This window comes from Vibrio toranzoniae, from assembly GCF_024347655.1.
GTDB lineage: Bacteria > Pseudomonadota > Gammaproteobacteria > Enterobacterales > Vibrionaceae > Vibrio > Vibrio toranzoniae.
The window spans coordinates 660,123-686,972 of sequence record NZ_AP025514.1 but is presented as its reverse complement, the minus strand read 5'-3'; the positions used below and the strand labels follow the sequence as shown (position 1 = coordinate 686,972).

At 46.3% G+C, this 26,850-nt stretch carries 24 protein-coding genes; 4 read left to right on the top strand and 20 right to left on the bottom strand.

The features are described 5' to 3' along the window. Window positions 1-218: 218 nt before the first annotated feature. Window positions 219-773, top strand: coding sequence for a gamma-glutamylcyclotransferase family protein (locus OCU50_RS03025; protein WP_060468382.1), 555 nt, complete (start codon window positions 219-221; stop codon window positions 771-773). A gap of 46 nt (window positions 774-819) precedes the next feature. Here OCU50_RS03025 and OCU50_RS03020 read toward each other — a convergent pair whose 3' ends face one another. Beyond that, entirely contained in the window at window positions 820-1,152 is a 333-nt protein-coding gene (locus OCU50_RS03020; protein WP_060468383.1) for a tRNA-binding protein, read from the bottom strand. 199 nt (window positions 1,153-1,351) lie between these two features. Between OCU50_RS03020 and OCU50_RS03015 the strand changes: the two genes are divergently transcribed. Next, the gene (locus OCU50_RS03015; RefSeq protein WP_060468384.1) at window positions 1,352-2,350 is read left to right on the top strand and encodes a substrate-binding domain-containing protein; all 999 of its coding nucleotides are present in this window, start codon (window positions 1,352-1,354) and stop codon (window positions 2,348-2,350) included. A gap of 221 nt (window positions 2,351-2,571) precedes the next feature. Here the strand turns inward: OCU50_RS03015 and galM are convergent, their stop codons facing one another. From galM to galE, 4 genes are all read right to left on the bottom strand, one after another. Continuing rightward, window positions 2,572-3,651 (bottom strand): galactose-1-epimerase, encoded by a 1,080-nt coding sequence (galM, locus tag OCU50_RS03010; RefSeq protein ID WP_060468385.1) that lies wholly within the window; start codon window positions 3,649-3,651, stop codon window positions 2,572-2,574. 112 nt (window positions 3,652-3,763) lie between these two features. After that, the gene (galK, locus tag OCU50_RS03005) at window positions 3,764-4,924 is read right to left on the bottom strand and encodes a galactokinase (protein WP_060468386.1); all 1,161 of its coding nucleotides are present in this window, start codon (window positions 4,922-4,924) and stop codon (window positions 3,764-3,766) included. A gap of 250 nt (window positions 4,925-5,174) precedes the next feature. After that, entirely contained in the window at window positions 5,175-6,227 is a 1,053-nt protein-coding gene (locus OCU50_RS03000) for a UDP-glucose--hexose-1-phosphate uridylyltransferase (protein WP_060468387.1), read from the bottom strand. A gap of 137 nt (window positions 6,228-6,364) precedes the next feature. Then, a complete protein-coding gene (gene galE / locus OCU50_RS02995) occupies window positions 6,365-7,384 on the bottom strand; it encodes a UDP-glucose 4-epimerase GalE (RefSeq protein ID WP_060468439.1) in 1,020 nt (339 codons plus the stop codon). 394 nt (window positions 7,385-7,778) lie between these two features. Between galE and ebgR the strand changes: the two genes are divergently transcribed. After that, entirely contained in the window at window positions 7,779-8,762 is a 984-nt protein-coding gene (gene ebgR / locus OCU50_RS02990; RefSeq protein WP_060468388.1) for a transcriptional regulator EbgR, read from the top strand. A 664-nt stretch (window positions 8,763-9,426) separates the two neighbouring features. Here the strand turns inward: ebgR and OCU50_RS02985 are convergent. The 3 genes from OCU50_RS02985 to guaB form a co-directional block, all read right to left on the bottom strand. Continuing rightward, window positions 9,427-11,100: a chitinase gene (locus OCU50_RS02985; RefSeq protein WP_060468389.1), complete on the bottom strand. Its 1,674-nt coding sequence runs from the start codon at window positions 11,098-11,100 to the stop codon at window positions 9,427-9,429. Window positions 11,101-11,389: 289 nt separating this feature from the next. Continuing rightward, window positions 11,390-12,943 (bottom strand): glutamine-hydrolyzing GMP synthase, encoded by a 1,554-nt coding sequence (gene guaA / locus OCU50_RS02980; RefSeq protein WP_060468390.1) that lies wholly within the window; start codon window positions 12,941-12,943, stop codon window positions 11,390-11,392. Window positions 12,944-13,145: 202 nt separating this feature from the next. Next, on the bottom strand, window positions 13,146-14,609 hold the full coding sequence (guaB, locus tag OCU50_RS02975) for an IMP dehydrogenase (protein ID WP_060468391.1): 1,464 nt from the start codon (window positions 14,607-14,609) through the stop codon (window positions 13,146-13,148). Window positions 14,610-14,878: 269 nt separating this feature from the next. Here guaB and xseA point away from each other — a divergent pair, with 269 nt between their 5' ends. Continuing rightward, window positions 14,879-16,225: an exodeoxyribonuclease VII large subunit gene (gene xseA / locus OCU50_RS02970; RefSeq protein WP_060468392.1), complete on the top strand. Its 1,347-nt coding sequence runs from the start codon at window positions 14,879-14,881 to the stop codon at window positions 16,223-16,225. Between the two features lie 102 nt (window positions 16,226-16,327). On the opposite strand, the gene ureG is transcribed toward xseA, so the two are convergent. From ureG to urtB, 12 genes are all read right to left on the bottom strand, one after another. Further along, the gene (gene ureG, locus OCU50_RS02965; protein WP_060468393.1) at window positions 16,328-16,966 is read right to left on the bottom strand and encodes an urease accessory protein UreG; all 639 of its coding nucleotides are present in this window, start codon (window positions 16,964-16,966) and stop codon (window positions 16,328-16,330) included. Window positions 16,967-17,012: 46 nt separating this feature from the next. Further along, on the bottom strand, window positions 17,013-17,693 hold the full coding sequence (locus OCU50_RS02960) for an urease accessory protein UreF (protein WP_060468394.1): 681 nt from the start codon (window positions 17,691-17,693) through the stop codon (window positions 17,013-17,015). A gap of 41 nt (window positions 17,694-17,734) precedes the next feature. Continuing rightward, window positions 17,735-18,331 carry a HupE/UreJ family protein gene (locus OCU50_RS02955; protein ID WP_060468395.1) on the bottom strand — a complete coding sequence of 199 codons (597 nt, stop codon included), beginning with the start codon at window positions 18,329-18,331 and terminating at the stop codon, window positions 17,735-17,737. A 72-nt stretch (window positions 18,332-18,403) separates the two neighbouring features. Continuing rightward, a complete protein-coding gene (gene ureE, locus OCU50_RS02950; RefSeq protein WP_060468396.1) occupies window positions 18,404-18,856 on the bottom strand; it encodes an urease accessory protein UreE in 453 nt (150 codons plus the stop codon). A gap of 141 nt (window positions 18,857-18,997) precedes the next feature. Then, on the bottom strand, window positions 18,998-20,701 hold the full coding sequence (gene ureC / locus OCU50_RS02945; protein WP_060468397.1) for an urease subunit alpha: 1,704 nt from the start codon (window positions 20,699-20,701) through the stop codon (window positions 18,998-19,000). A gap of 40 nt (window positions 20,702-20,741) precedes the next feature. Further along, entirely contained in the window at window positions 20,742-21,077 is a 336-nt protein-coding gene (locus tag OCU50_RS02940) for an urease subunit beta (RefSeq protein WP_060468398.1), read from the bottom strand. Window positions 21,078-21,088: 11 nt separating this feature from the next. Further along, window positions 21,089-21,391 carry an urease subunit gamma gene (ureA, locus tag OCU50_RS02935; RefSeq protein WP_004735119.1) on the bottom strand — a complete coding sequence of 101 codons (303 nt, stop codon included), beginning with the start codon at window positions 21,389-21,391 and terminating at the stop codon, window positions 21,089-21,091. A 133-nt stretch (window positions 21,392-21,524) separates the two neighbouring features. Continuing rightward, window positions 21,525-22,472 (bottom strand): urease accessory protein UreD, encoded by a 948-nt coding sequence (locus OCU50_RS02930; RefSeq protein WP_060468399.1) that lies wholly within the window; start codon window positions 22,470-22,472, stop codon window positions 21,525-21,527. Further along, a complete protein-coding gene (gene urtE / locus OCU50_RS02925) occupies window positions 22,469-23,164 on the bottom strand; it encodes an urea ABC transporter ATP-binding subunit UrtE (protein ID WP_060468400.1) in 696 nt (231 codons plus the stop codon). Before urtE ends, OCU50_RS02930 begins: the two co-directional genes overlap by 4 nt. Window position 23,165: 1 nt before the next feature. Next, window positions 23,166-24,008: an urea ABC transporter ATP-binding protein UrtD gene (gene urtD / locus OCU50_RS02920; protein ID WP_060468401.1), complete on the bottom strand. Its 843-nt coding sequence runs from the start codon at window positions 24,006-24,008 to the stop codon at window positions 23,166-23,168. Beyond that, window positions 24,005-25,177, bottom strand: coding sequence for an urea ABC transporter permease subunit UrtC (gene urtC / locus OCU50_RS02915; RefSeq protein WP_060468402.1), 1,173 nt, complete (start codon window positions 25,175-25,177; stop codon window positions 24,005-24,007). The genes urtD and urtC overlap by 4 nt, the downstream gene beginning before the upstream one ends. 10 nt (window positions 25,178-25,187) lie before the next feature. Beyond that, on the bottom strand, window positions 25,188-26,816 hold the full coding sequence (gene urtB / locus OCU50_RS02910; RefSeq protein ID WP_060468403.1) for an urea ABC transporter permease subunit UrtB: 1,629 nt from the start codon (window positions 26,814-26,816) through the stop codon (window positions 25,188-25,190). Window positions 26,817-26,850 lie beyond the last annotated feature (34 nt).

Here is a 26,850-nt window from a genome sequence, read left to right as displayed (position 1 = left end):
ATGCAATCTGCTGATCACACTGCATTAAACGCGCCAATTCGATAAAGCCCGTAAAACAGCTACTCACAAGATTCACTAGCCAATAAATAAGTCAAAAAAACACAACAAAAAGAGTCATAAAGACATATAGATGTATAAATAAAAACTTACTGACTTTTGCGATTGCGACACATATAGTAAGGTTAGACTTAAATGAAAAAACTCAGACAGGGAACGCGATGTATATTTTTGGTTATGGCAGTTTGATCAACTCATCCTCACGTCAACTTACTGGTCAAACTGGGCAAGCGATCCCTGCGATTGTTCATGGCTTAGTGCGTCACTGGAGTAAGATCGACGACAGCTATGTGTTATCACCTTTGATCGTCAATCTTGGTGAAGGGCAAGTGAATGGTGTTTTGCTTGAAGTCGATGATGTAGCCTTGGCTGAGTTTGATCGCCGTGAACGTGGTTATCACCGAATCGAGTTAAAAGCCGATCAGATAGAGAGCCAAACTGACTTCAAACAGGATCAATCGATCTGGGTATACATTAAAGACGATATTACAGCGCCTTGTGAAAATAGTCCTATCGTTCAAACCTACGTCGATACCGTTATGGCCGGGTGTTTAGAAGTGTCTGAAAGCTTTGCCGCGCACTTTGTGGAACATACACAAGGTTGGCACCACCCATTAGAAAATGATCGCCACCAGCCTAAATACGGCAACCTTGCTGGCGTTTCCGATCACCACCACAGTGTGATTGATGGTTTGATACTGACCGTGCGCAGCTAGTTGATTTAGGTTGGTGAACACATTGACTCACCAACCTAAAGCGAGCTTAAACGACACGAATACCTGCAGGCATCGCACGTTCTGGTGTTAGCAATACACTTTCAGATTCATCTTCCGTTTCTGCACACAGCAACATGCACTCAGAAGTGTGGCCTCTCATCTTCGCCTTTGCTAGATTGCACAAAACAACAACCTGCTTACCCATTAACTCTTCTTCTGTGTAGTAAGGGACTAGGCTGGTCACCGTTTGCAGCGTCTTGTCCCCCACATCCACTTGCACGATGTAAAGCTTGTCGGCGTTTTCATGACGCACAACCTCAATGATCTTACCCACACGCATTTCTAACTTAGCAAAGTCGCCATAAGAGACAATATCCATTTCTCACTTCCTATATTGATTGATTTATTACTTACCAATTAAGTTTACTAAAATTAAGTAAATGACAAACGTTTACACTAGCATTAAGCCTAATAATTACAAGTGGTAAAGATCTCATTGCTGGAAGTAAAATGAGAGTTTCGTTGCCTTGCTCTCATTGTCGGTGTTAAATAGATGCAGCAATGTATAGAGGTTAAAAATGGCAACAATTAAAGATGTCGCAAAAGAATCCGGTGTATCAGTCGCAACCGTATCTCGGGTGATCAACAAATCTCCGAAGGCCAGTGCGAGCTCTATTGAATCGGTAACGAAAGCCATGGCAAAGCTCGGCTATCGCCCGAATGCCAATGCCCGTGCGCTCGTAAGCCAAAGCACCAATACCGTCGGTGTATTGGTTGGTGATATTTCCGATCCTTTCTTCGGCACGCTAGTTAAGTCGGTCGACAACGTTGCAAGAGAGAACGGCAAACACATCTTGGTGGGCAATGGTTCTCACAATCGTGAAGAAGAGCAACAAGCGATTGAACTGCTGTTCAACAGCCGTTGTGATGCGCTAATCATTCACTCGAAAGGCCTAACTGACGAGGAGCTAATTGCTTACTCTAAAGAAGTAAAAGGCTTAGTGCTGATCAACCGTTACATCGAAGAAATCGCCAATCGCTGTATCTTCCTAGATAACAAAAAAGGCGCCTTCCTCGCGACTGAATACTTAATCCGACATGGTCATAAAAACATTGCGTGTATCGCCTCCTCTTCAAGTATTGAAGATGCCAACGAGCGTGTTGAAGGCTACCAAGCCGCGCTAAAAGAGTATGGTATTGAGTTATCAGAAAGCTATGTTGAACAGGCTCTTCCAACCAGTGATGGTGGCGAATATGCGATGACGAACCTGCTGACTAAGTCATTGCCAATCACTGGCATTGTGGCTTACAACGACTACATGGCGGCGGGGGCTTTGTCGGTACTCGATGAGAACGGAATCCAAGCGCCAGAGAAGATGTCGATCATCGGATTCGATGATGGCTTAATTGCTCGCTATGTTCATCCAAAGCTGACTACGATTCGTTACCCAATTCAAATGATGGCTGAGAAAGCAACACGACTTGCCTTGAACCTAGCCAAAGGTGAAGACACTTCGGCAGAGCCAATGATGTTCTCGCCAACTTTGGTGCGCCGTAATTCGGTAGAAAAAATCTAAGTTCTGGTCACTGACCAAACAGCAAACAAAAAAAGCCCTAACAGAATCGCTTCTGTTAGGGCTTTCCTACCTTACTCTCGTACCCAACAATCATTCCCTATGAGGTAGTAGATTACTAGGCGCCACTTTTGTTCATCCCCCAAGAGCAGCGTAATCAATCACACCGCTCTATTCATAAATTAACAAAAGAAGTTGGCATCACCGCTTTGAGCTAGAGCGTACTAGTTTGAAGAATCCCCCGAAAATTCAAACTGGTAGCAGGTACGGTAGTGGTATTCTTGTTCAGGCTGGAGAATACAACTGTCCTGCTTCCACTCTGGGTGATTAGGAGAGTCAGGTAAGAACTGGGTTTCTAATGCCAAACCTGCGTAATCTTCATAGCTGCCACCACTTCGGTTTGGTGTGCCACCAAGCCAGTTTCCGGTGTATAGCTGCATCGCAGGTTTGGTTGAAAATACTTTTAAGGTGACGAGCGCATCTGGCGAGGTCACGGTCGCAGCACATTGAGTGCGTTTACAGCCGTCAGCCAATAAGAAAGAGTGATCGTACCCCTTGGCGGCTTTCTGTTGTTCATCACCCAATAAACGCTCTGAGATCATCATAGGCTGAGTGAAGTCGAAGCTGGTCGATTTCACCGATTTCAAGTTGCCTAATGGAATGCCGACAGAGTTGGTTGGTAAGAACTGAGACGCGTTGATACTCACAATGTGAGACAAGCAATCGTGCCCTGCTTCTGCACCGAGCAGATTGAAGTAGGCATGATTAGTTAGGTTAACTACGGTTGGTTTATCAGTGTTGGCTGTGTAATCGATAGAGACTCGATTATCTTCGGTGATTTCATAACGAACCGACACGTTCAAATTACCCGGAAAACCTTGGTCTCCATCCGCTGACACCAAACTAAACACAACCGATGTTTCAGTTTGCTCAGCAATATTCCAGCGACGTTTATCAAAACCATTCGGGCCACCGTGTAAGGTATTTCCCGCTTGGTTCGTTTCTAGCTTGTAATTCTTACCATCAATTTTGAAACGACCATTGGCAATGCGGTTAGCATAACGACCAACTGTCGCCCCCATATAACTGGCTTGCTTCTCGAAGTTCTCCATTGAATTCACACCCAATAGCACTTCTCGTCTGTTTCCTTTTACTGGCAAGATACAGCTCAACCACGTTGCGCCAATATCCATGAATGTCACTTCCATGCCCTGTGCATTCGACAGCGTGACAAGCTGAGCAGGTTGGCCATCATAGTCTGCAGTTTCTGTCATGGATTGATGCAGGTTCTGCGCTTGTGTCATTCTAAATTCCTTCTACTGCCAGTAAAAAGCCTCTACGTTGAGGTAAAGGCTTTAGTATTTGGCCTACCATGAACTTTTTACTCGGTAAGCACTATCTTAAGTCTCGAAGCAGTTAGATTACTTCAATTAGGCCAGCGCCGTCTTTCGCTTGGCACACATAAATTGATTCTTTTAGACCCGTCGCTGCTTGATATTTCTGCTCAACGGTTGTTTTAATTTCATCAACTAAAGCTGGCGGAACCAATGCCACGATACAACCACCAAAGCCACCGCCCGTCATACGCACGCCGCCTTGATCGCCAATCACTTCTTTAACCATATCCACTAGCGTATCGATCTCTTTAACTGTGATTTCAAAATCATCACGCATTGATGCATGCGATTCTGCCATCAACTCACCCATGCGCTTCATGTCATGAGTACGCAGAGCTTGAGCCGCTTCAACTGTACGGTCATTTTCGGTAATCACGTGACGAGCGCGCTTAGCAACCATCTCATCCAATTCAGACTCTTTCGCTTTGAATTGCTCAATCGTTACATCACGCAGTGCAGGCACACCGAACAAGCGAGCCGCTTCTTCACACTGCTCGCGGCGTGTGTTGTATTCACTGTCGACCAAGCCACGTTTCTTGTTTGAATTGATGATCACCACCGCCATGTCTTCTGGCATCGAAACCGCTTGAGTTTCTAGGCTACGACAATCCAAAAGCATCGCGTGATTCGCTAGGCCTTCAGCCGAGATCATTTGATCCATGATGCCGCAGTTACAGCCCACAAATTCGTTCTCTGCTTGCTGACCATTCAACGCCACTTCCGCTTGAGTGATCTCTAGGTTGTAAAGCACCTTGAATGTCTGACCAATCACCACTTCTAGTGCCGCTGATGAACTCAAACCCGCACCTTGAGGCACGTTGCCAGAGACAGAAAGATCCGCACCTTTAAACTGGTAGCCACGACCAATTAAACACTTCACCACACCACGAATGTAGTTCGCCCACATCTTGTCTTGTTGGAAGGTAATCTCTTGCGTGATATCGAATTCGTCTACCGCATTATCGTAGTCGACAGACACAACACGCACCATGTTGTCATCGCGCTTTGCTGCTGCGACAACGGTTTGGTAGTTAATGGCACACGGCAGAACAAAACCATCATTGTAGTCAGTGTGTTCACCAATCAGGTTCACACGACCTGGCGCTTGAACGATGTGAGTCGCTTGGTAACCAAGGACTTGCTCAAAAGATGCTTTCACGTTTTGGATTAGATCAGACATAAGTAAACTCTCTGCTTAAACTCTTTGTTCAATTGGTTATGGCCCCTTCATGGCACCACTTTAATTCTTTGAAATTCCCTATCCTGTCCGTTCATCTCGGTAGAAAATGACAACATCAGCGGCTAAGTTTCTAAGCTAATGAGCTTCTAAAGTCCTAGGTATTTAAGCTCCTAGGTTTCTCAGCTGTCGTCATTCCAGAATCGAGGGACGAGATATCAGGAATCTCGTTTGTTACTTAAGAAGCTTCGTATTACTGCTCTTTGTAGTGAACGTCACTCAAATCGCGAAGACGTTGCGCTGCTTGTTCTGCGGTCAAATCACGTTGCGATTCCGCCAACATTTCGTAGCCCACCATGAACTTACGAACCGATGCGCTACGTAGTAGTGGCGGGTAGAAAAGCGCGTGCAGTTGCCAATGGTCGATGTCGGTGCCTTCTTCAAAAAACGGCGCATAGTGCCAACCCATCGAGTATGGGAATGAACATTGGAACAAGTTGTCGTAGCGGCTAGTCAGTTTCTTGATCGCAAGTGCCAAGTCATCACGTTGTTCGTCAGTCAGTTCACTCATACGGCGAATGTGCGTTTTTGGCAGCAACATAGTTTCGAATGGCCACGCCGCCCAGTAAGGCACTACGGCAATCCAATGTTCCGTTTCAACCACAGTGCGTGAGCCGTCTTTCATTTCAGCTTCAACGTAATCCACTAATAGGTTTGAGCCTTGTTGTTCGAAGTATTCTTTTAGCAGCTTTTCTTTACGTTCAATCTCGTTTGGCAAAAAGCTGTTCGCCCAAATTTGACCGTGTGGGTGAGGCTGAGAACAGCCCATGGTCTCGCCTTTGTTTTCAAACGCTTGAACCCATAGGTAGTCTTTACCAAGCTCTTCAATCTGTTCATTCCAGGTTTCAATCACACCACGGATTTTGTTCACCGGTAACTCTGGCAACGTTTTGCTGTGGTCTGGAGAGAAACAGATAACGCGGCTCAACCCACGAACACCTTGAGTCTTAAATAGAGGGTTGTCAGACTCTGGAGCGTCAGGCGAATCAGGCATCAACGCCGCGAAATCATTACTGAACACATAAGTACCTTCGTAATCTGGGTTTTCGTCACCCGAGATACGTGTGTTGGTCGGGCACAAGAAACACTCTTTCTCGTACTCAGGAAGTTGTTCAGTCGATGGCTTCTCGTCTTGACCACTCCACGGGCGTTTAGCGCGGTGCGGTGATACTAAGATCCACTGACCCGTTAGTGGGTTATAACGACGATGCGGGTGGTCTACTGGGTTAAATTCAACTTTTGACATACTTACATTGCTCTTAATTTTTGTGTCTTGGTCAATTCACCAAGACGAATAATTCTTCTACAAGGAGATTCAAAATATCTCTTCATCTGCATTCACCAATAAAATTGGAATTACATCCAACAACGCTGCGACTTCAATTACGAAGGGGAATAACCGTTTGGGTTATTCGACTGCCATTTCCACGTATCCGCCGTCATTTCCATCACGCTGCGTGTCGCTTTCCAACCCAGTTCACGCTCTGCTTTTTCAGTGCTTGCCCAACATTCGGCAATATCACCAGCACGGCGCGGGCAAAGTTCATAAGGAACTGGCTTGCCCGATGCTTGTGCAAAGGCTTCAACCATCTCAAGTACGCTCGAGCCTTTACCTGTACCTAGGTTGTAAATGTGCAAACCCGACTTCTCGGCCACGGCTTTTAATGCTGCTACGTGGCCATCAGCCAGATCCATCACGTGGATGTAATCACGAACGCCCGTACCATCAACGGTTGAGTAATCGTTTCCAAAGATAGAAAGTTTCTCTCTACGGCCAACGGCAACCTGTGCGATGAACGGTACTAGGTTGTTTGGAATGCCTTGCGGGTCTTCACCCATGGTGCCTGACGGATGTGCGCCAACAGGGTTAAAGTAGCGCAGTAAAGTGACGCTCCAGTCGTTTTCAGCGTTGAACAAATCACTCAAGCACTCTTCGACCATGTACTTACTGCGGCCATAAGGGTTCGTGGTTTCGCCCGTTGGTGAGCTTTCGGTGATCGGCACAATATCAGGGTCGCCATACACGGTTGCCGAAGAGCTAAACACGATGCTTTTCACGCCTGCTTTCTTCATGCTGCGCGCTAGAACCAGAGACCCATTTACGTTGTTATCGTAGTACTCCAAAGGCTTAGCGACTGATTCGCCTACCGCTTTTAGGCCAGCGAAATGAATGACGGCTTGAATGTCATGCTTGGAAAAAACACCATCTAAGAAGGATTCATCACGAATATCGCCAAGGTAAAATGTTGGTGTTTGACCGGCTAGTGCATTGATTCGCTCCAGTACTAGCTCTTTGCTGTTGCAAAGGTTGTCTACAATTATGGGCTCCATGCCCTCTTGCATCATTTGAATACATGTGTGACTTCCGATGTAACCCATGCCGCCCGTTACCAGTACTTTCACAATCAACCTCTCTTCACTGTCATTCACGATGAAATCTGAACCGATACTCTGTGTATTAGTTCGTTGTTACAGAAATAGTAGCAGCCAATTTGACTATAATTCTGTGATCACAACCACGAAGTGTAAACGTTTACACAAGGTTGCACGAGACATATTCATACCAACATAGAGTTGATGAATCGATAGATAGTGCTAATCCATTGAAATTAAATGAGATCTTTATAGATAGTTAGATTTGCGACATCACAGAGGAGTTGAGCATTTATTTTACTAAAAGTTAATGCATTGGCTTTCAGTTTGATTACAATAGGTCTGTAGAATAAAGAGGTGCATTGCTTTTTTTACTAAAGACAAATTTCAAAGCAGCGCAATGTTCCAAGAACAGGAAGTGAGTATGGCAACGTTAAAAGATATCGCGACGGAAGCAAATGTTTCATTAGCTACCGTTTCTCGGGTTCTCAATGAAGATCCTACATTAAGCGTCAAGGAAGAGACCAAAAGGCGTATCTTTGAAATTGCCGAGAAGTTGGAATACAAAACCAGCAGCTCACGTAAATCGGTTAGCGGTAAAAAGCAGAACCACCACTTCCTTGCTCTGTACAACTACAAGCAAGAAACGGAAGTTAACGACCCTTATTATCTATCGATTCGCCACGGTATTGAGACACAGTGCGAGAAGATTGAAGTTAACCTAACCAACTGTTACGAAAGTAAAATACAGACAAACTCTAGCCAGATAACCGGTATTTTACTGGTTGGTAGAATGACCCAAAAAGTTATCGCACAAGCGAAAAATCTCACCGATAATATCTGTTATGTCGACTTTACCGATCACTCTGAACCTTATGACTCAGTTGATATTGATCTGGCTCGCATCAGCAAAGAGATCACCAACTTCTTCATCAACCAAGGCTACGAACGCATTGGTTTCATCGGTGGCCAAGACGACATTAACACCTCTGATATTCGCGAAGTCGCCTTTGCGGAATACGGTGGTTTGAAGAACGTAGTCAGCGAACAAGATATCTACCGTGGTGACTTCTCTAGCTCATCTGGCTACAAACTGGCGAAGAAAATGCTAGAGAGCGGCGATTACCCGAAAGCGATGTTTATTGCATCAGATTCGATTGCAATTGGTGTTTTACGCGCCGTTCATGAACACGGATTAAGCATTCCAGAAGACATTGCGCTGATCAGTGTCAATGACATCCCAACCGCTAAATTTACCTTCCCAAGTTTATCAACCGTTCGTATTCACTCTGAACTGATGGGAATTCAAGGTGTTAACCTTCTGATCGAGAAGGTACGCGATGGCCGAACTATCCCACTAAGAGTTTACGTACCAAGTAAACTTAAGCTACGCGATACAACAAAATAGCAATATATTTCAAATAGATAACAAAAGGCCATCTCTACTATAGGTGGCCTTTTTTATGTCTTTCATATACACCAACATATGCATATCTCCCTTCTAAAATACTCACCTAAATCACCAAATGGCATTCTTTTAAGTGGATCACACAGCACCGTCAAAAGCCCATAAAAAACGTGATGGAGTTAAAGTAAAACGTTTTCACCAATTTCATTTAGTAAAACTTTTACTAATAATTACCTCAGTCCAAAAATACTCGTATTCACTACGACCCAATTACGCATAAGAACGTCGGTCAGCATTCAAACAGGCCGAGAGAGAGGCAACGTGAATTACTCACCTCTAATACCGCCTTCAGATTTGGGTCTTAGCGTTAAGCTGAGGCCCATTTTTATATCCGCAGAAATAGTTTTTGGCCTACTATGATCCTTTTACTTCATTTTCTGTACTTAACCATTTTCAACACAACAAAAACACACCTAATAACGGCAATGCCCTTTCAATAGCTTGATATAGATCTGTTGCGTTAGCTCGATTTTTAACTTAGAGCTTGTGTCTGATCGGCATAGTCAGAAACAAAAAACCGAAAGTAGAAACTTTCGGCTTTTGAATAATGTTGGGTAATCAGGTCAATAGATTTAATATATCAACTTATTAAAGTCGTCGCCTATTAATCGCAATTTATTTCATCCCAGAACCAGTTCGATTGAACAGGGCTTTCCCATACGCCAGGGCCATTTTTAGCCACGAAGCACTTGCCGTTATGTGTCACCTTGTCGCCATTACTCACTTGGCTCACGCCCGCTTCCCATGTGATAAACACCGATGGATCTACGACAATTGGTGGCTCAGTCACTGGCGGTTCAACAGGGCTTGGGTCTACCGGATCAGGATCGACAGGTGTAGGCTCACCGGCAACTAATTTCCAAGGGCCGCCATTGGCAGGGTCATCACCTTGTGTCCACCATTTCGCTTCGTAGGTTACGCCATTTTGAGTCACTTGATCACCAGCGTTGTATACCTTAGTCGCGCTCCAACCGTTGCCACCGGGATCTGTCCCTGGGTCTACCGGATCAAGCTTGTCGACCACTTTCACTTCAGGCCAGCTCGCGTGAGAACCGTAGAAGTTGGTCACACACTTCTCGTAATCTCCAGCAACCAACGCTGAATATGCCGTTTGGAAACCAACAAGCTCACATTCAAATGAGTAGCCTTCTGGGCGGTCTGCGTAGTATTTCCAGTTACCATCCCAGTTAGTGTATAGCACGTCAGTGGCACCGTTGAGGTTTAAGCTTCCGTAAAGCGTTTGCTGCCAACACGTGTTCTGCTCGTCCACTTCTACAGGAATTTCATAGTGCGCCGCTAGGCCTTCCCAGTAACGAATTCGGTTAACGGGTTGACCTTTGTCTTTATTCTGCTCACCACACTCAATTCCACCATTGATCACGTTGATAGTAGTACCAAAGCCATAACCAATACCGGCATCCAATTCACGTTGCGAGGGTGTCCATGTACGGTCGATCACGTGCAACATTGCAGGTTTAGGAGCTTGAGGAGTAAGGAAGAACCAAATAGCAGAAGCTAGGTTTAACCAAGAGTCTGCCACTAAGGCCGGATTATTCAATAGAACCGTCGCATCACCATCGAACATCACTTCCGAGAACGCACCGTAGTTAAAATGGTAAGAAAGCTGTTTAGCACCACGTCCGAAATAGCCCTGCCCTACGGCACAAGGCCAACGTGCATTTTGCCAATCGTTCTGGCCACAACCTGTGGTGTAGCCTTCTTGCCCTTCAGACCACCCCATTTCACGAACATGTACCAGCGCTTGCTGCCACTCTTCTAGAGCTAATGGGTTATCAGAAGTATTGTCGATTGCGATGTGACCGCCCGTCTCTTGAGAGAAGTGAGCAAAAGCGGTGATGATGGATTTCTTACAGATGGCATCAGAATCTCGCCCATCAGTGTACTCTCCACAGAAGGCTGGGAATTTACCAATCGCACGCAAGAAACGAGTATAAGTGTATTCTGGAGCAGCCATCTGAGTAAGGAAGTCCCATTCAGATTGAGGGAATACACGCTCAACCCGCTTTACGTTTTCAGGATTGAAAGGTGAACCGGGTTCAATCGCTTCAACGATAGTGTTCGAACGAGTTTGTAGGGCCTGTGACCAGATAGCATACATAGGGTCGGAGGTTTTCGCCTGTTCAGCAGCTTGTAATGCCGACTTCTCAACAAGGTAACCATTCGGGTTTTGCGGATCAGGTTGAATGTTCAAAGACGCATGGCTTTGTGCTGCTAATGTACAGCCAAATATTGCCGCCAAATATTTAATTTTTAACATGGTGGATTCTCTTATCTGTCCTTAATAAGTCCATCAAAGAGTATGCGTCACATGTGAAATGGCCTAGCTGGTGTGGTATGAATTTATAAAAAGTGCGAGTGATATTTTTATGTATAGTCCAACACAACAAAGCGTCTCATTGCTTCTTGAGGCGATGTCTAATTTTCAACTAGTTTGGCTCCTAACCGTTCGATATGACTCTTTAATAACTGAATCAGAAAGAAAAAAGCCCCGAACTGAGTTCGAGGCTTTTAAGGTTTCAATCAACGTAAGCTAATTCTCTAAGAGATTATTCCCACTCGATAGTTGCTGGTGGCTTACCAGAAATATCGTAAACAACACGTGAAATGCCGTTAACTTCGTTGATAATACGGTTAGAGACTTTACCTAGGAAATCGTATGGCAGGTGTGCCCAGTGAGCAGTCATGAAGTCGATAGTTTCTACAGCTCGTAGAGATACAACCCAATCGTACTTACGGCCATCGCCCATTACGCCAACAGAACGCACTGGTAGGAATACCGTGAATGCTTGAGATACTTTGTGGTAAAGGTCAGCAGCGTGAAGCTCTTCAATGAAGATAGCATCAGCACGACGCAGCAGATCACAGTACTCTTTCTTGATTTCACCAAGAACACGAACACCTAGACCTGGACCTGGGAATGGGTGGCGGTAAAGCATGTTGTATGGAAGACCAAGTTCTAGGCCGATCTTACGTACTTCATCTTTAAACAGCTCACGTAGAGGCTCAACAAGGCCCATTTCCATATCATCAGGAAGACCACCAACGTTGTGGTGAGATTTGATTACGTGTGCTTTACCCGTCTTAGAAGCAGCAGACTCGATTACGTCTGGGTAGATAGTACCCTGAGCAAGCCATTTAGCATTCTTCAGTTTCTTAGACTCTTCATCGAAGATATCTACGAATACGTGACCGATGATCTTACGCTTAGCTTCCGGTTCAGCTTCACCTTCTAACGCATTAAGGAAACGATCTTCAGCATCTACTTTGATGATGTTTAGGCCAAACTTGTTACCAAACATATCCATAACTTGCTCTGCTTCGTTCAAACGAAGAAGGCCGTTATCTACAAATACACAAGTTAGTTTGTCACCAATAGCACGGTGAGCAAGCATTGCGACTACAGATGAATCAACGCCACCAGAAAGACCAAGGATAACTTCGTCATCACCTACTTGCTCTTTAATACGAGCAACCGCATCTTCGATGATGGATTCAGAGGTCCATAAACGCTCACAGCCACAAACGTCAAGAACAAAGTTCTCAAGCATTTTAAGACCATTCTTAGTGTGCGTTACTTCGGGGTGGAATTGCACACCGTAGTACTTCTTCTCTTCATTTGCCATTGCAGCGTATGGGCAAGTGTCTGTTGCTGCGATTTTTATGAAATCAGCAGGAATCTCAACCACTTTGTCGCCGTGGCTCATCCAAACATCTTGCGTCGCTTCAAGGTTAGCAAATAATGCTGAATCACCCGTAACCTGAACCGCGGCGTAGCCGAATTCACGCTCGTTAGAACCTGCAACTTTACCACCAAGCTGCTCTGCCATGGTTTGCATGCCGTAGCACACACCAAATACAGGAACACCTGAATCAAATACGTACTGAGGTGCGCGCGGAGAGTTCTCTTCCGTTACACTTTCAGGTCCACCAGATAGGATGATACCGTCTGGATTGAATTCACGAATATCCGCTTCTTCTACGTCCCAGCTCCAAAGTTCACAGTAAACACCGATCTCACGAATACGACGAGCAACTAGCTGTGTGTATTGAGAACCGAAGTCCAGAATTAGAATACGTTGGTCATGAATATTTTTAGTCATTGTAAGCAGTCTTATTGGCTATGTGATAAAACGGAGGCGAGTTTACTCACCTCTGATTAACTCTTCAAGAAATAAAGCAAACGTTTTCGTTGGTTATCTGTAGGGCGATATTTTGTGAGAATCACTCTCTAAACAAAACAGGCCTCAAATAAAATAATGTGCCGACTAAATCAGCACATTATTCAAACGTTTGGACGTATTATTAACCTAAACGGTAGTTAGGTGCTTCTTCCGTGATTTGAACATCGTGTACGTGAGATTCTTTCATGCCCGCACCAGAGATACGAACAAACTCAGCTTTAGTACGCATGTCTTCAACAGTTGCAGAACCTGTTAGGCCCATGCTTGAGCGTAGACCGCCCATCTGTTGGTGAACGATCTCTTTTAGACGACCTTTGTATGCGATACGACCTTCAATACCTTCTGGAACAAGCTTGTCTGCAGCGTTGTCAGATTGGAAATAACGATCAGAAGAACCTTGAGACATGGCGCCAAGAGAACCCATACCACGGTAAGACTTGTAAGAACGACCGTTGTAAAGGATAACTTCACCCGGTGCTTCTTCAGTACCAGCGAACATTGAACCGACCATCACACAAGATGCGCCAGCAACGATAGCTTTACAGATATCACCAGAGAAGCGGATACCGCCATCTGCGATTACTGGAATACCGTATTCGTTTGCAACTTCAGCAGCGTCTGCGATTGCTGTTACTTGAGGAACACCAACACCAGTAACGATACGAGTCGTACAGATTGAACCCGGGCCGATACCTACTTTAACCGCACTAACACCGGCTTCGATAAGAGCACGAGCGCCAGCCCCCGTTGCTACGTTACCACCAATGATTTGTAGATCAGGGTAGGCAGCGCGAGTTTCGCGGATACGGTTAAGTACGCCTTCAGAGTGACCGTGTGAAGAGTCGATTAGTAGAACGTCTACGCCAGCTTCCACTAGAGCAGCTACGCGCTCTTCGTTACCAGCACCAGCACCAACAGCAGCACCTACACGTAGGCTGCCGCGCTCATCTTTACAAGCGTTTGGTTTACGTTCTGCTTTGTGGAAATCTTTTGCAGTGATCATTCCAGTAAGTTGGAAGTCATCATTTACGACAAGAACTTTCTCAACACGCGCTTCGTGCATTTTCTCTTGAACTTCTTCACGAGTTGCACCTTCTTTAACAGCAGCAAGGCGAGCTTTAGGCGTCATTACTACTTCAACTTTCTTAGAAAGGTCAGTAACAAAGCGAACATCACGGCCAGTAATAATACCAACAAGTTCGTTTGTTTCAGTAACAACAGGGAAACCGGCAAAGCCGTGTTTTTGAGTAAGAGCTACAACATCAGCGATTGTCGCGTCAGGGTTTACAGTAACAGGATGAGAAACTACACCTGCTTCGTAAATTTTAACCTGGCGAACCATTTCAGCTTGTTGTTCAATAGACATGTTCTTATGAATGAAGCCTATTCCGCCTTCTTGTGCCAGTGCAATCGCTAGGCGAGCTTCTGTCACAGTATCCATCGATGCAGAGATCATTGGGATGTTTAGGGAAATATTCTTCGTCAGCTGAGTGCGAAGATCAGCTGTATTAGGGAGAACGGTGGAGTGTGCTGGCACTAGCAGTACGTCGTCGAATGTCAGCGCTTCTTTGGCAATTCTTAGCATTTGCAATATCTCACAATAATAGGAGTAAAAAGAAACAATCCAATCTCATCGTTTCGCCTAATGAGGGCAGCCAATTAAGGAAAATTAAACTGCATTTGGATTAGATATTGCGGACGGATTATACGGCTAACGAAATCGCTTGGCTACACATTTTTGTATTTTTAATTTGCATCCCCCCCCTTGCTATGTATTATATTGCCGCTATCTTCCATACTCACGCCCTGTGAGATTCCAAGAAAGACCTTCCTTCAAGGAAAGATAGTGCTTCTATGACTAATCCAAACATCTTTACTGTTTCTCGCCTCAACTCCGAGGTTCGTCTCCTATTAGAAAATGAAATGGGAATAGTCTGGCTCGTTGGTGAAATCTCAAACTTCTCAGCACCTGTCTCTGGTCACTGGTACCTCACACTTAAAGACTCTCGCGCTCAAGTTAAGTGCGCCATGTTTCGTGGCAATAACCGCCGAGTCACTTTTAAGCCTCAGAATGGTAATCAAGTTCTAGTCAAAGCTCGCCTCTCTCTTTATGAGCCACGTGGTGACTATCAGCTGATCATCGAAAGCATGCAGCCAGAGGGTGACGGTAAGCTTCAGCAAGAGTTCGAAAAACTGAAGATAGATTTGGCATCTGAAGGCTTATTTGCTCAATCGAGTAAACAGACTTTGCCAGAGCATCCTAAATGTGTAGGTATCATTACTTCCAAAACGGGCGCAGCACTGTTTGATATTCTCGATGTATTGAAAAGACGCGATCCTTCATTGCCTGTTGTGATTTACCCAACCATGGTTCAAGGTGAAGAAGCAGCGATTCAAATCGCCCAAGCGATTGGACGAGCTAACGAACGCAATGAATGTGATGTGTTGATCGTGGGTCGTGGCGGTGGCTCGTTAGAAGACTTATGGTGTTTCAATAACGAGATAGTAGCTCGCACTATTAAGGCAAGTCAGATCCCAATCATCAGTGCTATTGGTCACGAAATCGATGTCACTATCGCCGATTTCGTCGCAGATATGCGCGCTCCAACACCATCAGCAGCTGCAGAATTGGTGAGCCGTGATAACAGTCATAAAGAACAAATTTTCGCGTCTAAACGAGCTCGCTTGGTCAGTGCGATTCGACATGTGTTAATCAAGCAAGTGCAATCAACTCAAACGTTGACATACCGCTTAGAGAAACAGCACCCGAGCTACCAGCTACAAAAGCAGAGTCAGCAACTTGATGACTTAGACATGCGTTTGCGTCGTGGTATGACTCAATACTTAAAGCAGCATGCACAAGATATTGAACGTAAACAGCATCTGCTTCAGTTGAACTCACCAGTGAAACGCCTTGGTGTACAGAAGTTACATTTACAGCGTTCTGAGCAAAAGCTGCTGGATGCGATGGATAAGACGTTACTAACAACTCGCCACCAGCTAGCTATGGCTGCCGAGAAGTTAGAGACCGTCAGCCCACTGGCAACCCTAAAGCGTGGCTACAGCATTACCCATTCAGCGTCGAGCAAGACGGTGTCATCCATTAACGATGTTGAAGTAGGCGAAGTGATCACCACGCAGGTCGAAGATGGTGTGATTGAATCACAAGTCACAACAAGAGTCGCTAAGAGCGAGCTCTAGATTCAACTCTAACGCTGAAAACCATTGAAAACAAAAAGCCCTATCGATAATCGACAGGGCTTTTTTGTATCTACCAGCTTCACAAACGAACGGATTCCAATCCTACTCAGTCGTAGAATGCTCTTTCATGGTCAGCATCCCTTCCGTCACAATAAAGTTGATGATGAAGTCTAACCCTTGGCTCTCTTTGAGGTTGGTGAACACGTATGGCTTGGTAGGGCGCATACGTTGTGTGTCTTGCTCCATCACCTCAAGTGACGCCCCAACGTATGGCGCTAAATCGATCTTGTTGATGACCAGCAGATCAGAACGTGTAATACCCGGGCCACCTTTACGTGGGATCTTCTCCCCTTCCGCTACGTCAATCACATAGATAGTCAGGTCGGCTAACTCAGGGCTGAACGTCGCACTGAGGTTGTCACCACCACTCTCTACAAACACCACATCGAGGTTCTTATGTAGCTTAGCCAGCTCTTCGACTGCCGCGAGGTTCATCGACGCATCTTCACGAATCGCAGTATGTGGGCAACCGCCTGTTTCCACACCGATGATGCGGTCAGGATCTAAAGCTTCAGCTCGTGTCAGTATCTTTGCATCTTCTTGGGTGTAGATGTCGTTGGTTACTACTGCAATATTGATCTTGTCGCGAATCGCCTTACACAGCACTTCTAACAACGCTGTTTTACCCGACCCAACCGGGCCACCGATACCAATTCGAAGGGGTTGCTTATAACTTTCCATTGTCTACTTCCTTATATTCTTTTTGCTACCTCGTCCGTGCTTAGCGCTACGAACGAAATAGTCGCGTGTATTGTGTTTCGTGCAGTGAACTCGCTAATGTCATTGATGGCGAAAAACTGCCTATCATCCAATCTTCTATAGCGCGTGCTTTCTCAATCACCTCGGGGAACGTGTTGGTGATATTAATCAGTGCCAACTGCCCATCGGTCTGTCCTAAAGGCACCAACTTAACCCCTGCGGTGACAATATTCTCAAGCCAGCTCCATAGATAACCCTGCTTGAGGCTTTCTAAATCAATGTTCCAATGTTGAGCAGCAATACACATGCCCAACAATTGGTTTGGGTGACTATCAACGGAATCCACCAGCGAAATATCGATATCTAAGCGCTTCAACAAGGTATTCAAGGCATGTCCACGTTGCTTCTCTTCCGCTCGCAATTCACTGGTTTCACGGCTTGAGTATAAGTAGTTACACCAATGCTCAATCTCATCGAGTTCACCTTTTTCTAGCGCGTGATAAAGACGATCTAAGATAGGTAACTCCAAGGTCGCGACACTAGAGCTGACAATGGTATTAAGCCACTGTTCCATGCTATTGCGATCCGTTACCCACCCCGCCTCAACCGCCATCTCTAAACCTTGCGAGTAAGTGAACCCACCAATTGGCAACGACGGACTGATCAATTGGAACAGACGATAAATCGCGACATTTTCTGTTGTGGTCATACTCTTGTTCTTTGTCCTCTAGAATCGAAAAGTTCGAGAGCTTACGCACCTAACAGTAATAGTGCGCTTGCTGAAGCCACGCCGACCGACATCCATTTAGAGTAAATCGCGCGGCCGACAAACGTACCGATAACCATTAATGCCAAAGCACTGATGCTCATACCGGTTGCAAATTGAGTTAAGTTACTCGCCGCTTCAACGCCGTGCGCGTAACCATGGAAAAACAGCATTGCAATCGAAGCGACCAATACGCTGTTTACACGCTTGGTTGATGGTGAGAATACGTGCCATAAACATAGGCTGACGACGAACAGAGAAGCGATAATAGCTGGCTCAACAATTACAGAAAAACCTAAGGCTTGGCCTGCGATAAGCCCTACCACTAAAGATGCCAATCCGCCGCCAATCAACGCAGCTTTTATCTTGGTTGAAAACGACAGTGCGCCAATTAACAAACCAAAGGCGATCAACATGATCAGATGATCCATGCCAGTCACTGGGTGAGTTAAGCCAGACATAAATGAGTGAGACTCATAAACCGAATGCGAACCGTTCCCTGGGTGAGCAAAAGCCAATTTTGATGTTGTTAGAGAAGCTATTGTGAAAGTGCATAAGCCTGCTGCTGTTTTAAAGTTCATCGCATAATCCTTGCGTTATTGTTATTAATCTCGTTGTTATATAAATCGTTTAGTGAGTCTCAAATGACTCGATTAATGATGGTGATGATGACCACCTGAGCGACCGCCGTAAGCGCCACCTTCTGGTTCAAACGGTTGTTTTTCGGTCGTCACTGTCGCGCCCAAACCTTCAACCATTTCATCCAAAACATGGTCGTGTTGATAGCGAACCCAGCCCGCTTCCACTTGCAGCGGCACATGTCGGTTACCAAGGTGGTAAGCAACACGAGTTAATAGATGCGAATCTTCACAGTAAACGGTCGACACGGTTTCCGGTGCGGCTTTTACTTCCACCACTAAACCACATTCACTTGAAAGCTGTTCACCGCCACGCAAGATGTGACCTCGTGGTAGAAACAGCCCTGCATTGCGTCCGTCATCGAGCATCACCTTAAGGCGGCTCTTAATACGGCTATCGATTGGTAGGCTTAGAAAGCCATCAGGAGCCGTGCTCAACTCCGTTTGAATTTGAGTTAGTTCAATCATGCTATTACCTCAATCTCCTTGTGAGATTTATAACGTTCAAAATAAGAGCCCTCAGCCAAGATCCAAAATAGGAGCTTCAGCTAAAGGTCTAAAATATGGGTCTTCAGCTAAGCCTTAAAACAATAGCCTTCAGCCGAGCGATTAAAATAGAAAGTATCTCTGAGCCATTGGCAATACTTCAGCTGGCTCACACGTCAACAGTTCGCCATCAGCGCGCACTTGATACGTCTGAGAATCGACTTCGATCTTCGGCATCCAATCGTTAAGCTTCATGTCCGCTTTGCTGATGTTTCGGCAATTGCTGACTACGCCAATCAAACTCTGTAACCCCAACTGCTTATCGATATTCTGTGCTTTGGCTTCCTTGGAAACGAACAGCATCGATGTGTTCTGACATGCCTTGCCATAGCTACCAAACATTGAGCGATAGTGAACTGGCTGAGGGGTTGGGATTGAAGCGTTAGGATCACCCATTGGTGCCATCGCGATCATGCCGCCTTTCAAAATGACACTCGGTTTCACACCAAAGAAAGCGGGCTTCCACAGCACTAGGTCAGCTAATTTCCCTGCTTCGATAGAGCCGATCTCATGGGCCATGCCGTGCGTGATCGCAGGATTAATGGTGTACTTAGCGACATAACGTCTTAGGCGGAAGTTATCGCTGTAGTCGGAATCTTCTTTTAGGCTGCCACGCTGAACTTTCATCTTGTGTGCGGTTTGCCAAGTACGGGTTACCACCTCGCCTACGCGCCCCATCGCTTGTGAATCAGAAGCGATCATCGAGAACGCACCTAAATCATGAAGAATGTCTTCAGCGGCAATGGTTTCACGACGAATACGCGACTCGGCGAACGCCACATCTTCAGAAATCGACGGTGAAAGGTGATGACACACCATCAGCATATCTAAGTGCTCATCGACCGTATTGACGGTATAAGGTCGTGTCGGGTTGGTAGAAGAAGGCAGAACGTTCGGCTCACCTGCAGCCCGAATAATATCGGGAGCATGACCACCACCGGCACCTTCCGTGTGGTAGGTATGAATCACGCGATCACCGATGGCGCCAAGTGTCGATTCAACAAAACCCGATTCATTTAGCGTATCGGTGTGAATCGCAACTTGTACGTCCATCTCATCGGCGACGCTCAAGCAAGTATCAATTGACGCGGGTGTTGTTCCCCAGTCTTCATGCAACTTCAAACCCACTGCGCCCGCTGCCACTTGCTCACGCAATGCTTCCGGTTGGCTAGCATTGCCTTTCCCGAGTAAACCAAAGTTCATTGGGAACTGATCGAGCGATTCCAACATACGGTGCATGTTCCACGGACCCGGTGTACATGTGGTTGCGTTAGTACCGGTGTTTGGCCCCGTGCCACCGCCTATCATGGTTGTCACACCCGATGCCAATGCTTCTTCAATCTGCTGCGGACAGATAAAGTGGATGTGTGAGTCGATGCCACCCGCAGTGAGGATCGAACCTTCGCCGGCTAAAATTTCCGTACCCGGGCCAATCACAATATCGACACCCGGTTGAACGTCTGGGTTGCCCGCTTTACCCAACGCTTGAACTCGGCCGTCTTTGATAGCGACATCCGCTTTTACAATGCCCCAGTAGTCCAAAACAATCGCGTTGGTGATCACCAAGTCTGGTGTTTCGGCACTTGGACGTTGGCTTTGCCCTTGCCCATCACGAATCACTTTACCGCCGCCGAACTTCACTTCGTCGCCGTACACGGTGTAATCCTTTTCAACTTCTAGCCATAAATCGGTGTCAGCAAGACGCACTCGGTCTCCGATTGTTGGCCCAAACATTTCGGCGTAAGCCTGTTTGGATATCTTCGCCATGATCAATCCTTTGTTGTTTTCATTATTTCCGTGAGAGCGCTTAGAGCTTACCCATCACTTTCCCTTGGAAGCCGTAGATCTCTAACTTACCGGCGTAACGTACTAACTCGACACTGCGCGACTGACCCGGTTCAAAACGGGTGGCGGTGCCTGCAGGGATATTAAGTCGAAAACCTTTAGTCGCTTCTCGGTCAAAGATCAGCGAAGGGTTTGCTTCATAGAAGTGGTAATGGGAGCCAATTTGAACAGGACGATCGCCAATGTTTTGCACCTTAATGGACGTCGTGTCTCGGCCTTCATTTAAGGTGATGTCACCAGGAGCCGTTTCTACTTTTCCGGGAACGAAGCCTGAGTATTGTTTGGTGGAACCAGCCATATGTCTTCTCCCTACACGATAGGTTCATGAACGGTCACCAACTTGGTGCCATCAGGAAAAGTCGCTTCGACTTGTACATCAGGGATCATCGAAGGGATCCCCTCCATAACGTCATCGACAGTAAGCAGTGTGCGCCCAAAATCCATCAATTCCGAAACGGTTTTCCCCTCGCGGGCACCTTCAAGAATCGCACTGCTGATCAGTGCAATAGATTCTGGATAGTTGAGTTTTAAGCCTTTTTGTTTACGCTGCTGTGCCAGCATTCCTGCGCAGAAGATAAGTAGCTTATCTTTTTCTCTTGGTGTTAATTCCATTTAGCCGCCCGCTGTTAGTGTTGTTTTCTTAGTGCTCAAAAACGTATGAGCAGTAAGTGGGATTCAAACACAGCAAGCTTGAAAAAATGTACCTAGAGCCGGAAGTCACCCTAGGTACAAAAAGGGCTAATCGCTAAGTTGCCCAAATCCTTGGTAAGTCAGGAGTCGTACCACATAAATGAGAGCGAGTTGCTTGCCATATCTGACCAAAGGCTTGGAGGATGTCTTCACTCCAATAACCCAAGGCTCGCACCACAATCAATCCTTCTATCTGAGTCGCTCCCATTATTAATGTGGGTTCACTCGATGTTTTTGATGTAACTGATTGCTGTGAAGCTTGCTGTGTAATAGATAAGAGCAAACTCTGTACCAACTCTAAATCTTGCTTCTCATTTGAAGTGATATAAAAAGTTCCCATCATTGAATAATCAAGTAACCCCATATTTATCATCAACTTATCACCGCCATGAAAATTAAAACCTTCCGTAAGAAGCCTTTGATTATCAAGATAGATTTCCGTTTTCCCTACAAGGTGACCACGCTCAAATCCCTCATTCTGTGCAGGTCGTCCAAAACAGTGCATCTCCCAACCCCAAAACTGTGCACCCTTTTCTAGGCGAACTTCAGTGTCTAGGCGAACGTGTGCATTAGGAAAAAAGATATTCTCTTGTGGCATCCACTCTAAACGTGCGCCTTTCTTCACTCGAAGGGTTTGCTTCTGCTTGGCGTATTTGTTATTTGAGCGGTAAAACTTGGTCGCACCGGGTGTGGTGATCAACGTATGAGCACCGCTTTCTACGGTTACCTCAATATTGAGAGTGTCACCACCTACCACTCCGCCGGGGGGATGAAGTAAGTAGGTGTGACACGTTTCCCCATCAGGATACAGGGGGCGTTGCACCGCAAGCGGACCAGACTGCTGACGATTCTTTAAAACGGTTTTATCACCACGGTCGACAAAAGTGAGGTTTAAGCTCGCTTGCCAACCGTCTCGAATATCTTGTTCAATGGTGTCATTCAGAGACAAGGCTTCTACTAAAGAAGCGTTCCTTACTTCATTCGGAGAAAAGAGAGAATTCATACGGTTAGGTACTCCTTAATCAAGGACTCATCGAGCCCTGTCATTTCACCTTCTGCCACTTGGCGCCCACGGTCGAGAATACAGAAGCGGTCACCGACCTTTCTCGCAAATGGCAGCTTCTGCTCAACCAACAGAACCGTAAGCCCCATCTTCTCGTTGAGCATGCGAATAATGTCACCAATTTCTTGCACAATATTAGGCTGAATACCTTCTGTCGGTTCATCCAAGATCAATAGCTTGGGATTAACCACCAGCGCACGCCCAATCGCCAATTGTTGTTGTTGGCCACCGGACAAGTCACCACCGCGGCGATGCAGCATCTCTTTTAACACTGGGAAGATATCGAAGATGAATTCGGGGATCTTACGGTCGCCCTTTTCTCTAATCGGCAAGCCAACTTCTAGGTTTTCTTGAACCGTAAGCATTGGGAATATCTGGCGACCTTGTGGCACATAGCCTATCCCTTGGCGTGAGCGATCTTCGGCATCGGTTTTCAGCAGCGATTCACCCGATAACGAAATGTCACCACTTTTGACTGTAACTAGCCCCATAATGCATTGCAGAAGAGTCGTTTTACCGACGCCATTGCGCCCCATTAACACCGTGCATTTACCCTCTGGGATCTGCATGTCCAAATCCCACAAGGTGTGGCTCTCACCGTAATATTGATTGACTGATTTAACCTCTAACATCCTATTCTCCGAGATAAACTTGTTTAACTTCAGGGTGAACCTGCACTTGGTCCATGGTGCCTTCTGCCAACACGTGACCTTGATGAAGCACGGTGACATGGCTAGCAATCGAACGAACGAAATCCATATCGTGCTCAACCACAACCACCGAGTGCTTACCTGCCAGTGAGTTGAGTAACTCAGAAGTGCGATCCATCTCTTGGTGAGTCATACCTGCAACGGGTTCATCCACCAGCAACAGCTTAGGGTTTTGCATCAGCAACATACCGATCTCTAACCACTGCTTTTGCCCATGTGACAGGTTGCCCGACAAATTCGCGGCTTCGTCTTTGAGGTGAATCAACTCAAGTACCGAGGTCAGTTTGTCTTTCTGCTCACCAGACATCACCGCAGTGAAAGTCGCCCATACTGAGCGATCACCGGCCATCGCCAACTCAAGGTTTTGCCACACGGTTAAGCATTCAATCACCGTCGGCTTTTGGAATTTACGCCCAACGCCTGCATTGGCAATTTCAGCTTCATTCATCTTGAGTAGATTGATGTTCGAACCTAGCCACACTTCACCTGTATCCGGCTTAGTTTTCCCGGTGATGATATCCATCATGGTGGTTTTACCTGCGCCATTAGGACCGATGATGCAGCGCAATTCGCCCTCTTTGATATAAAGGTTGAGGTCGTTTATCGCTTGAAAACCATCGAAGCTTTTGTTGACGCCTTCGACATACAACAGCACGTTATGGCGAGTATCGATGGCAGGATGAATATCGGGTTTGAGGTAATCAAACACTTCGTCTCGACGAGTGAACGCCTGAACCGATTCCTTTACGCTATTAAATGTGGTCATGCGATTACCTCCTTGGCCTTGTGCTGATCATCCTTATCTTTACCTTGGTTTTTCCCATTTGATACCTTGCGCAGCTGCTGCCATTTTTCACTGACAAAGCCAATCACACCTTGTGGGAAGTACATGGTTGAGAGTACGAATAGACCACCGAGAGCGAATAACCACACTTCTGGAAATTCAACGGTAAACCAGCTCTTGGCGTAGTTGATGATCAGAGCCCCAACGATGGCACCAAACAGAGTGGCACGACCGCCCAAGGCAACCCAAACTACAATCTCAATCGAGTTAAGCGGCGCAAACTCTCCAGGGTTGATGATGCCGACTTGAGGCACATATAACGCACCAGCAATACCCGCGATAACCGCAGACAAAACGAAGACCCACAACTTGATGCCATCAACGTCGTAACCCATAAAGCGAGTGCGAGACTCGGTATCACGTATCGCCAGTGCCACACGACCTAATCGACTCGTCACTACCATGCGACACGCGATGTAACTGAGAATGAGTGAGATGCCCGTCGCGACAAACAGGCCAATCTTAACGGCATCACTCTGCAAGCTCAGACCGATGATGTCTTTAAAGTCCGTCAGTCCGTTATTGCCACCAAAACCCATCTCGTTGCGAAAAAATGCCAGCATCAATGCGTAAGTTAACGCTTGAGTCATGATAGAAAGATAAACTCCAGACACTCGGGAACGGAAAGCAAGATGACCAAACAGGTAAGCCAAAGCACCCGGCACTAACATGACCATTAAACAGGCGAACCAAAACTGATCGAAGCCCTGCCAAAACCATGGCAACACAGACCAATCAAGAAACACCATGAAGTCAGGCAAGATTAGATCACCATAAACCCCACGGTCACCAATCTGACGCATTAAGTACATGCCCATCGCATAACCGCCAAGCGCAAAGAAAGCGCCGTGGCCTAGGCTCAATATGCCGAGATAGCCCCATACAAGATCGAGCGCCAGCGCCAACATTGCGTAGCTCAGGTATTTGCCCATCAGTGAGATAGTGAAAGTCTCAACATGAAGTGGGTGCCCACTTGGTAACATGGTGTTAGCCAGTGGGATAAGAATCACGGCCGCAAGAATGGCAAAGATGGTCAGTTGGCCACCTTTGTCACCACGCATTGCCGAAAGTACAAATGATTTTGACTGCATGATGTTGTCCTTAACCTTCAGCCGCACGGCCACGTTGCGGGAACAATCCGCGTGGGCGTTTTTGAATAAATAGAATGATGAAAACCAGTACTAGAATCTTGGCAAGTACTGCGCCAGCCCAAGGCTCTAAGATCTTATTGAACAAACCAAGACTCAGACCTGCGACGAGTGTGCCCCACAAGTTGCCGACTCCACCGAATACCACCACCATGAAAGAATCGATGATGTACGCTTGCCCCATATTCGGGCCAACGTTAGTCAATTGAGACAGTGCCACACCCGCGACACCCGCGACACCTGAGCCTAAACCAAAGGTCATCGCATCAACTCGCTCAGAACGAATCCCCATCGCACGCGCCATGCCACGGTTTTGAGAAACCGCACGAACTTGCAAACCTAGTGGTGTCTTTTTCAGAACCATCAATAGCCCCATAAACACCAAGCCACAGAAAAGGATGATATATAAGCGGTTGTAGGTCAGGGACAACATTGGGTTTAATTGAAGTGCGCCAGACATCCATTCAGGCGTGCTCACTGAGCGGTTAAGTGGAGAGAAAATAGAGCGAACGGCTTGCTGTAAGATCAAGCTGATACCGAAGGTCGCAAGTAAGGTTTCTAATGGGCGTCCGTAAAGATGGCGAATCACACTCCGCTCAATCACAATACCCACTAAGCCAGACACAATAAACGCTGCAGGAATAGAGAGAATGAGCGCTAAACCGATGTGATTCGGCATTAGCAGTTGCAATACATAGGTGGTGTAAGCACCAATCATGATCAGTTCACCATGAGCCATGTTAATCACGCCCATCACACCAAAGGTGATCGCTAAACCTATACCCGCCAGCACCAAGACTGAACCTAAGCTCAAACCGAAGAATACGGTTTCGACACCAGAATACAGCGCTTGGCTCTGTTGATAATCGTCCATTGCACGCTCAGCTGCAGCCAAGACCTTTGGATCTTGTTCGCTGTTGAGCAGTTTATTCAAGGTTTTGAGTACCACTGAATGTTTGAAGTCGCCAACTCGGTCAATCGAAGCCACACGATCGTCAACCGTGGCACTCTTATCAAGAGAGGTAAATATGGCTAACGACAAGTCCATTAACTCAGCGACTTTCCCCTCTGATTCACTGGTTCTGAGTACAGCTAAACGATCGATAATGTCAGAATCTTTGGTACCGAGCAGATCCAAAACCGCTTTGTAACGCACGTCTGATTTACTGCTATTCAGTCCAATCGAGGCGATTTCCCCACGCAAGATCCCGCGAAGCTTGTTGTTCACGCGAACTTTTTTGAACTGTCTAGCATTCTCGATATTGAGGCTTGAATCATCCCATGCCGACTGAGCTACCATCGCTGTTTTGATGCTCTGAATAAGGTAGAGCTTTTTGTACTGCTCGCTCTGTTTGTCATTGAAGTAATAGAGATTACCATTTAACCAGCCATCCAAAATAGGTTTCGACACGTCTCCCGTTTGCGCCTCAATAACCCAATCGATAGCCAATTCTTTATCCGATGTTTTCTTACCAACTAGCGCCTTGGTAAAGCTAGCTTCATCCGTTATTCCAGCAAAAGCCAACTGAGCGCTGACTGCCATAAGCAATAGCACCTTAAATACGTTCAATACGTTTTTCATCCCTGCTTCCTTAATCCACCTAGCTAGATATTGT

Coding starts and splice junctions, on each gene's coding strand:
- ureC (WP_060468397.1), bottom strand. CDS start 20,701: ATGGCGAAGATATCCAAACAGGCTTACGCCGAAATGTTTGGGCCAACA.
- urtC (WP_060468402.1), bottom strand. CDS start 25,177: ATGCAGTCAAAATCATTTGTACTTTCGGCAATGCGTGGTGACAAAGGT.
- OCU50_RS03020 (WP_060468383.1), bottom strand. CDS start 1,152: ATGGATATTGTCTCTTATGGCGACTTTGCTAAGTTAGAAATGCGTGTG.
- OCU50_RS03015 (WP_060468384.1), top strand. CDS start 1,352: ATGGCAACAATTAAAGATGTCGCAAAAGAATCCGGTGTATCAGTCGCA.
- OCU50_RS02985 (WP_060468389.1), bottom strand. CDS start 11,100: ATGTTAAAAATTAAATATTTGGCGGCAATATTTGGCTGTACATTAGCA.
- guaB (WP_060468391.1), bottom strand. CDS start 14,609: ATGCTAAGAATTGCCAAAGAAGCGCTGACATTCGACGACGTACTGCTA.
- ureA (WP_004735119.1), bottom strand. CDS start 21,391: ATGGAATTAACACCAAGAGAAAAAGATAAGCTACTTATCTTCTGCGCA.
- ureE (WP_060468396.1), bottom strand. CDS start 18,856: ATGATTGAACTAACTCAAATTCAAACGGAGTTGAGCACGGCTCCTGAT.
- ureG (WP_060468393.1), bottom strand. CDS start 16,966: ATGGAAAGTTATAAGCAACCCCTTCGAATTGGTATCGGTGGCCCGGTT.
- galK (WP_060468386.1), bottom strand. CDS start 4,924: ATGTCTGATCTAATCCAAAACGTGAAAGCATCTTTTGAGCAAGTCCTT.
- ebgR (WP_060468388.1), top strand. CDS start 7,779: ATGGCAACGTTAAAAGATATCGCGACGGAAGCAAATGTTTCATTAGCT.
- urtB (WP_060468403.1), bottom strand. CDS start 26,816: ATGAAAAACGTATTGAACGTATTTAAGGTGCTATTGCTTATGGCAGTC.
- urtD (WP_060468401.1), bottom strand. CDS start 24,008: ATGACCACATTTAATAGCGTAAAGGAATCGGTTCAGGCGTTCACTCGT.
- OCU50_RS02940 (WP_060468398.1), bottom strand. CDS start 21,077: ATGGCTGGTTCCACCAAACAATACTCAGGCTTCGTTCCCGGAAAAGTA.
- OCU50_RS03000 (WP_060468387.1), bottom strand. CDS start 6,227: ATGTCAAAAGTTGAATTTAACCCAGTAGACCACCCGCATCGTCGTTAT.
- OCU50_RS02960 (WP_060468394.1), bottom strand. CDS start 17,693: ATGACCACAACAGAAAATGTCGCGATTTATCGTCTGTTCCAATTGATC.
- OCU50_RS02930 (WP_060468399.1), bottom strand. CDS start 22,472: ATGAATTCTCTCTTTTCTCCGAATGAAGTAAGGAACGCTTCTTTAGTA.
- guaA (WP_060468390.1), bottom strand. CDS start 12,943: ATGACTAAAAATATTCATGACCAACGTATTCTAATTCTGGACTTCGGT.
- urtE (WP_060468400.1), bottom strand. CDS start 23,164: ATGTTAGAGGTTAAATCAGTCAATCAATATTACGGTGAGAGCCACACC.
- galM (WP_060468385.1), bottom strand. CDS start 3,651: ATGACACAAGCGCAGAACCTGCATCAATCCATGACAGAAACTGCAGAC.
- OCU50_RS02955 (WP_060468395.1), bottom strand. CDS start 18,331: ATGAACTTTAAAACAGCAGCAGGCTTATGCACTTTCACAATAGCTTCT.
- OCU50_RS03025 (WP_060468382.1), top strand. CDS start 219: ATGTATATTTTTGGTTATGGCAGTTTGATCAACTCATCCTCACGTCAA.
- xseA (WP_060468392.1), top strand. CDS start 14,879: ATGACTAATCCAAACATCTTTACTGTTTCTCGCCTCAACTCCGAGGTT.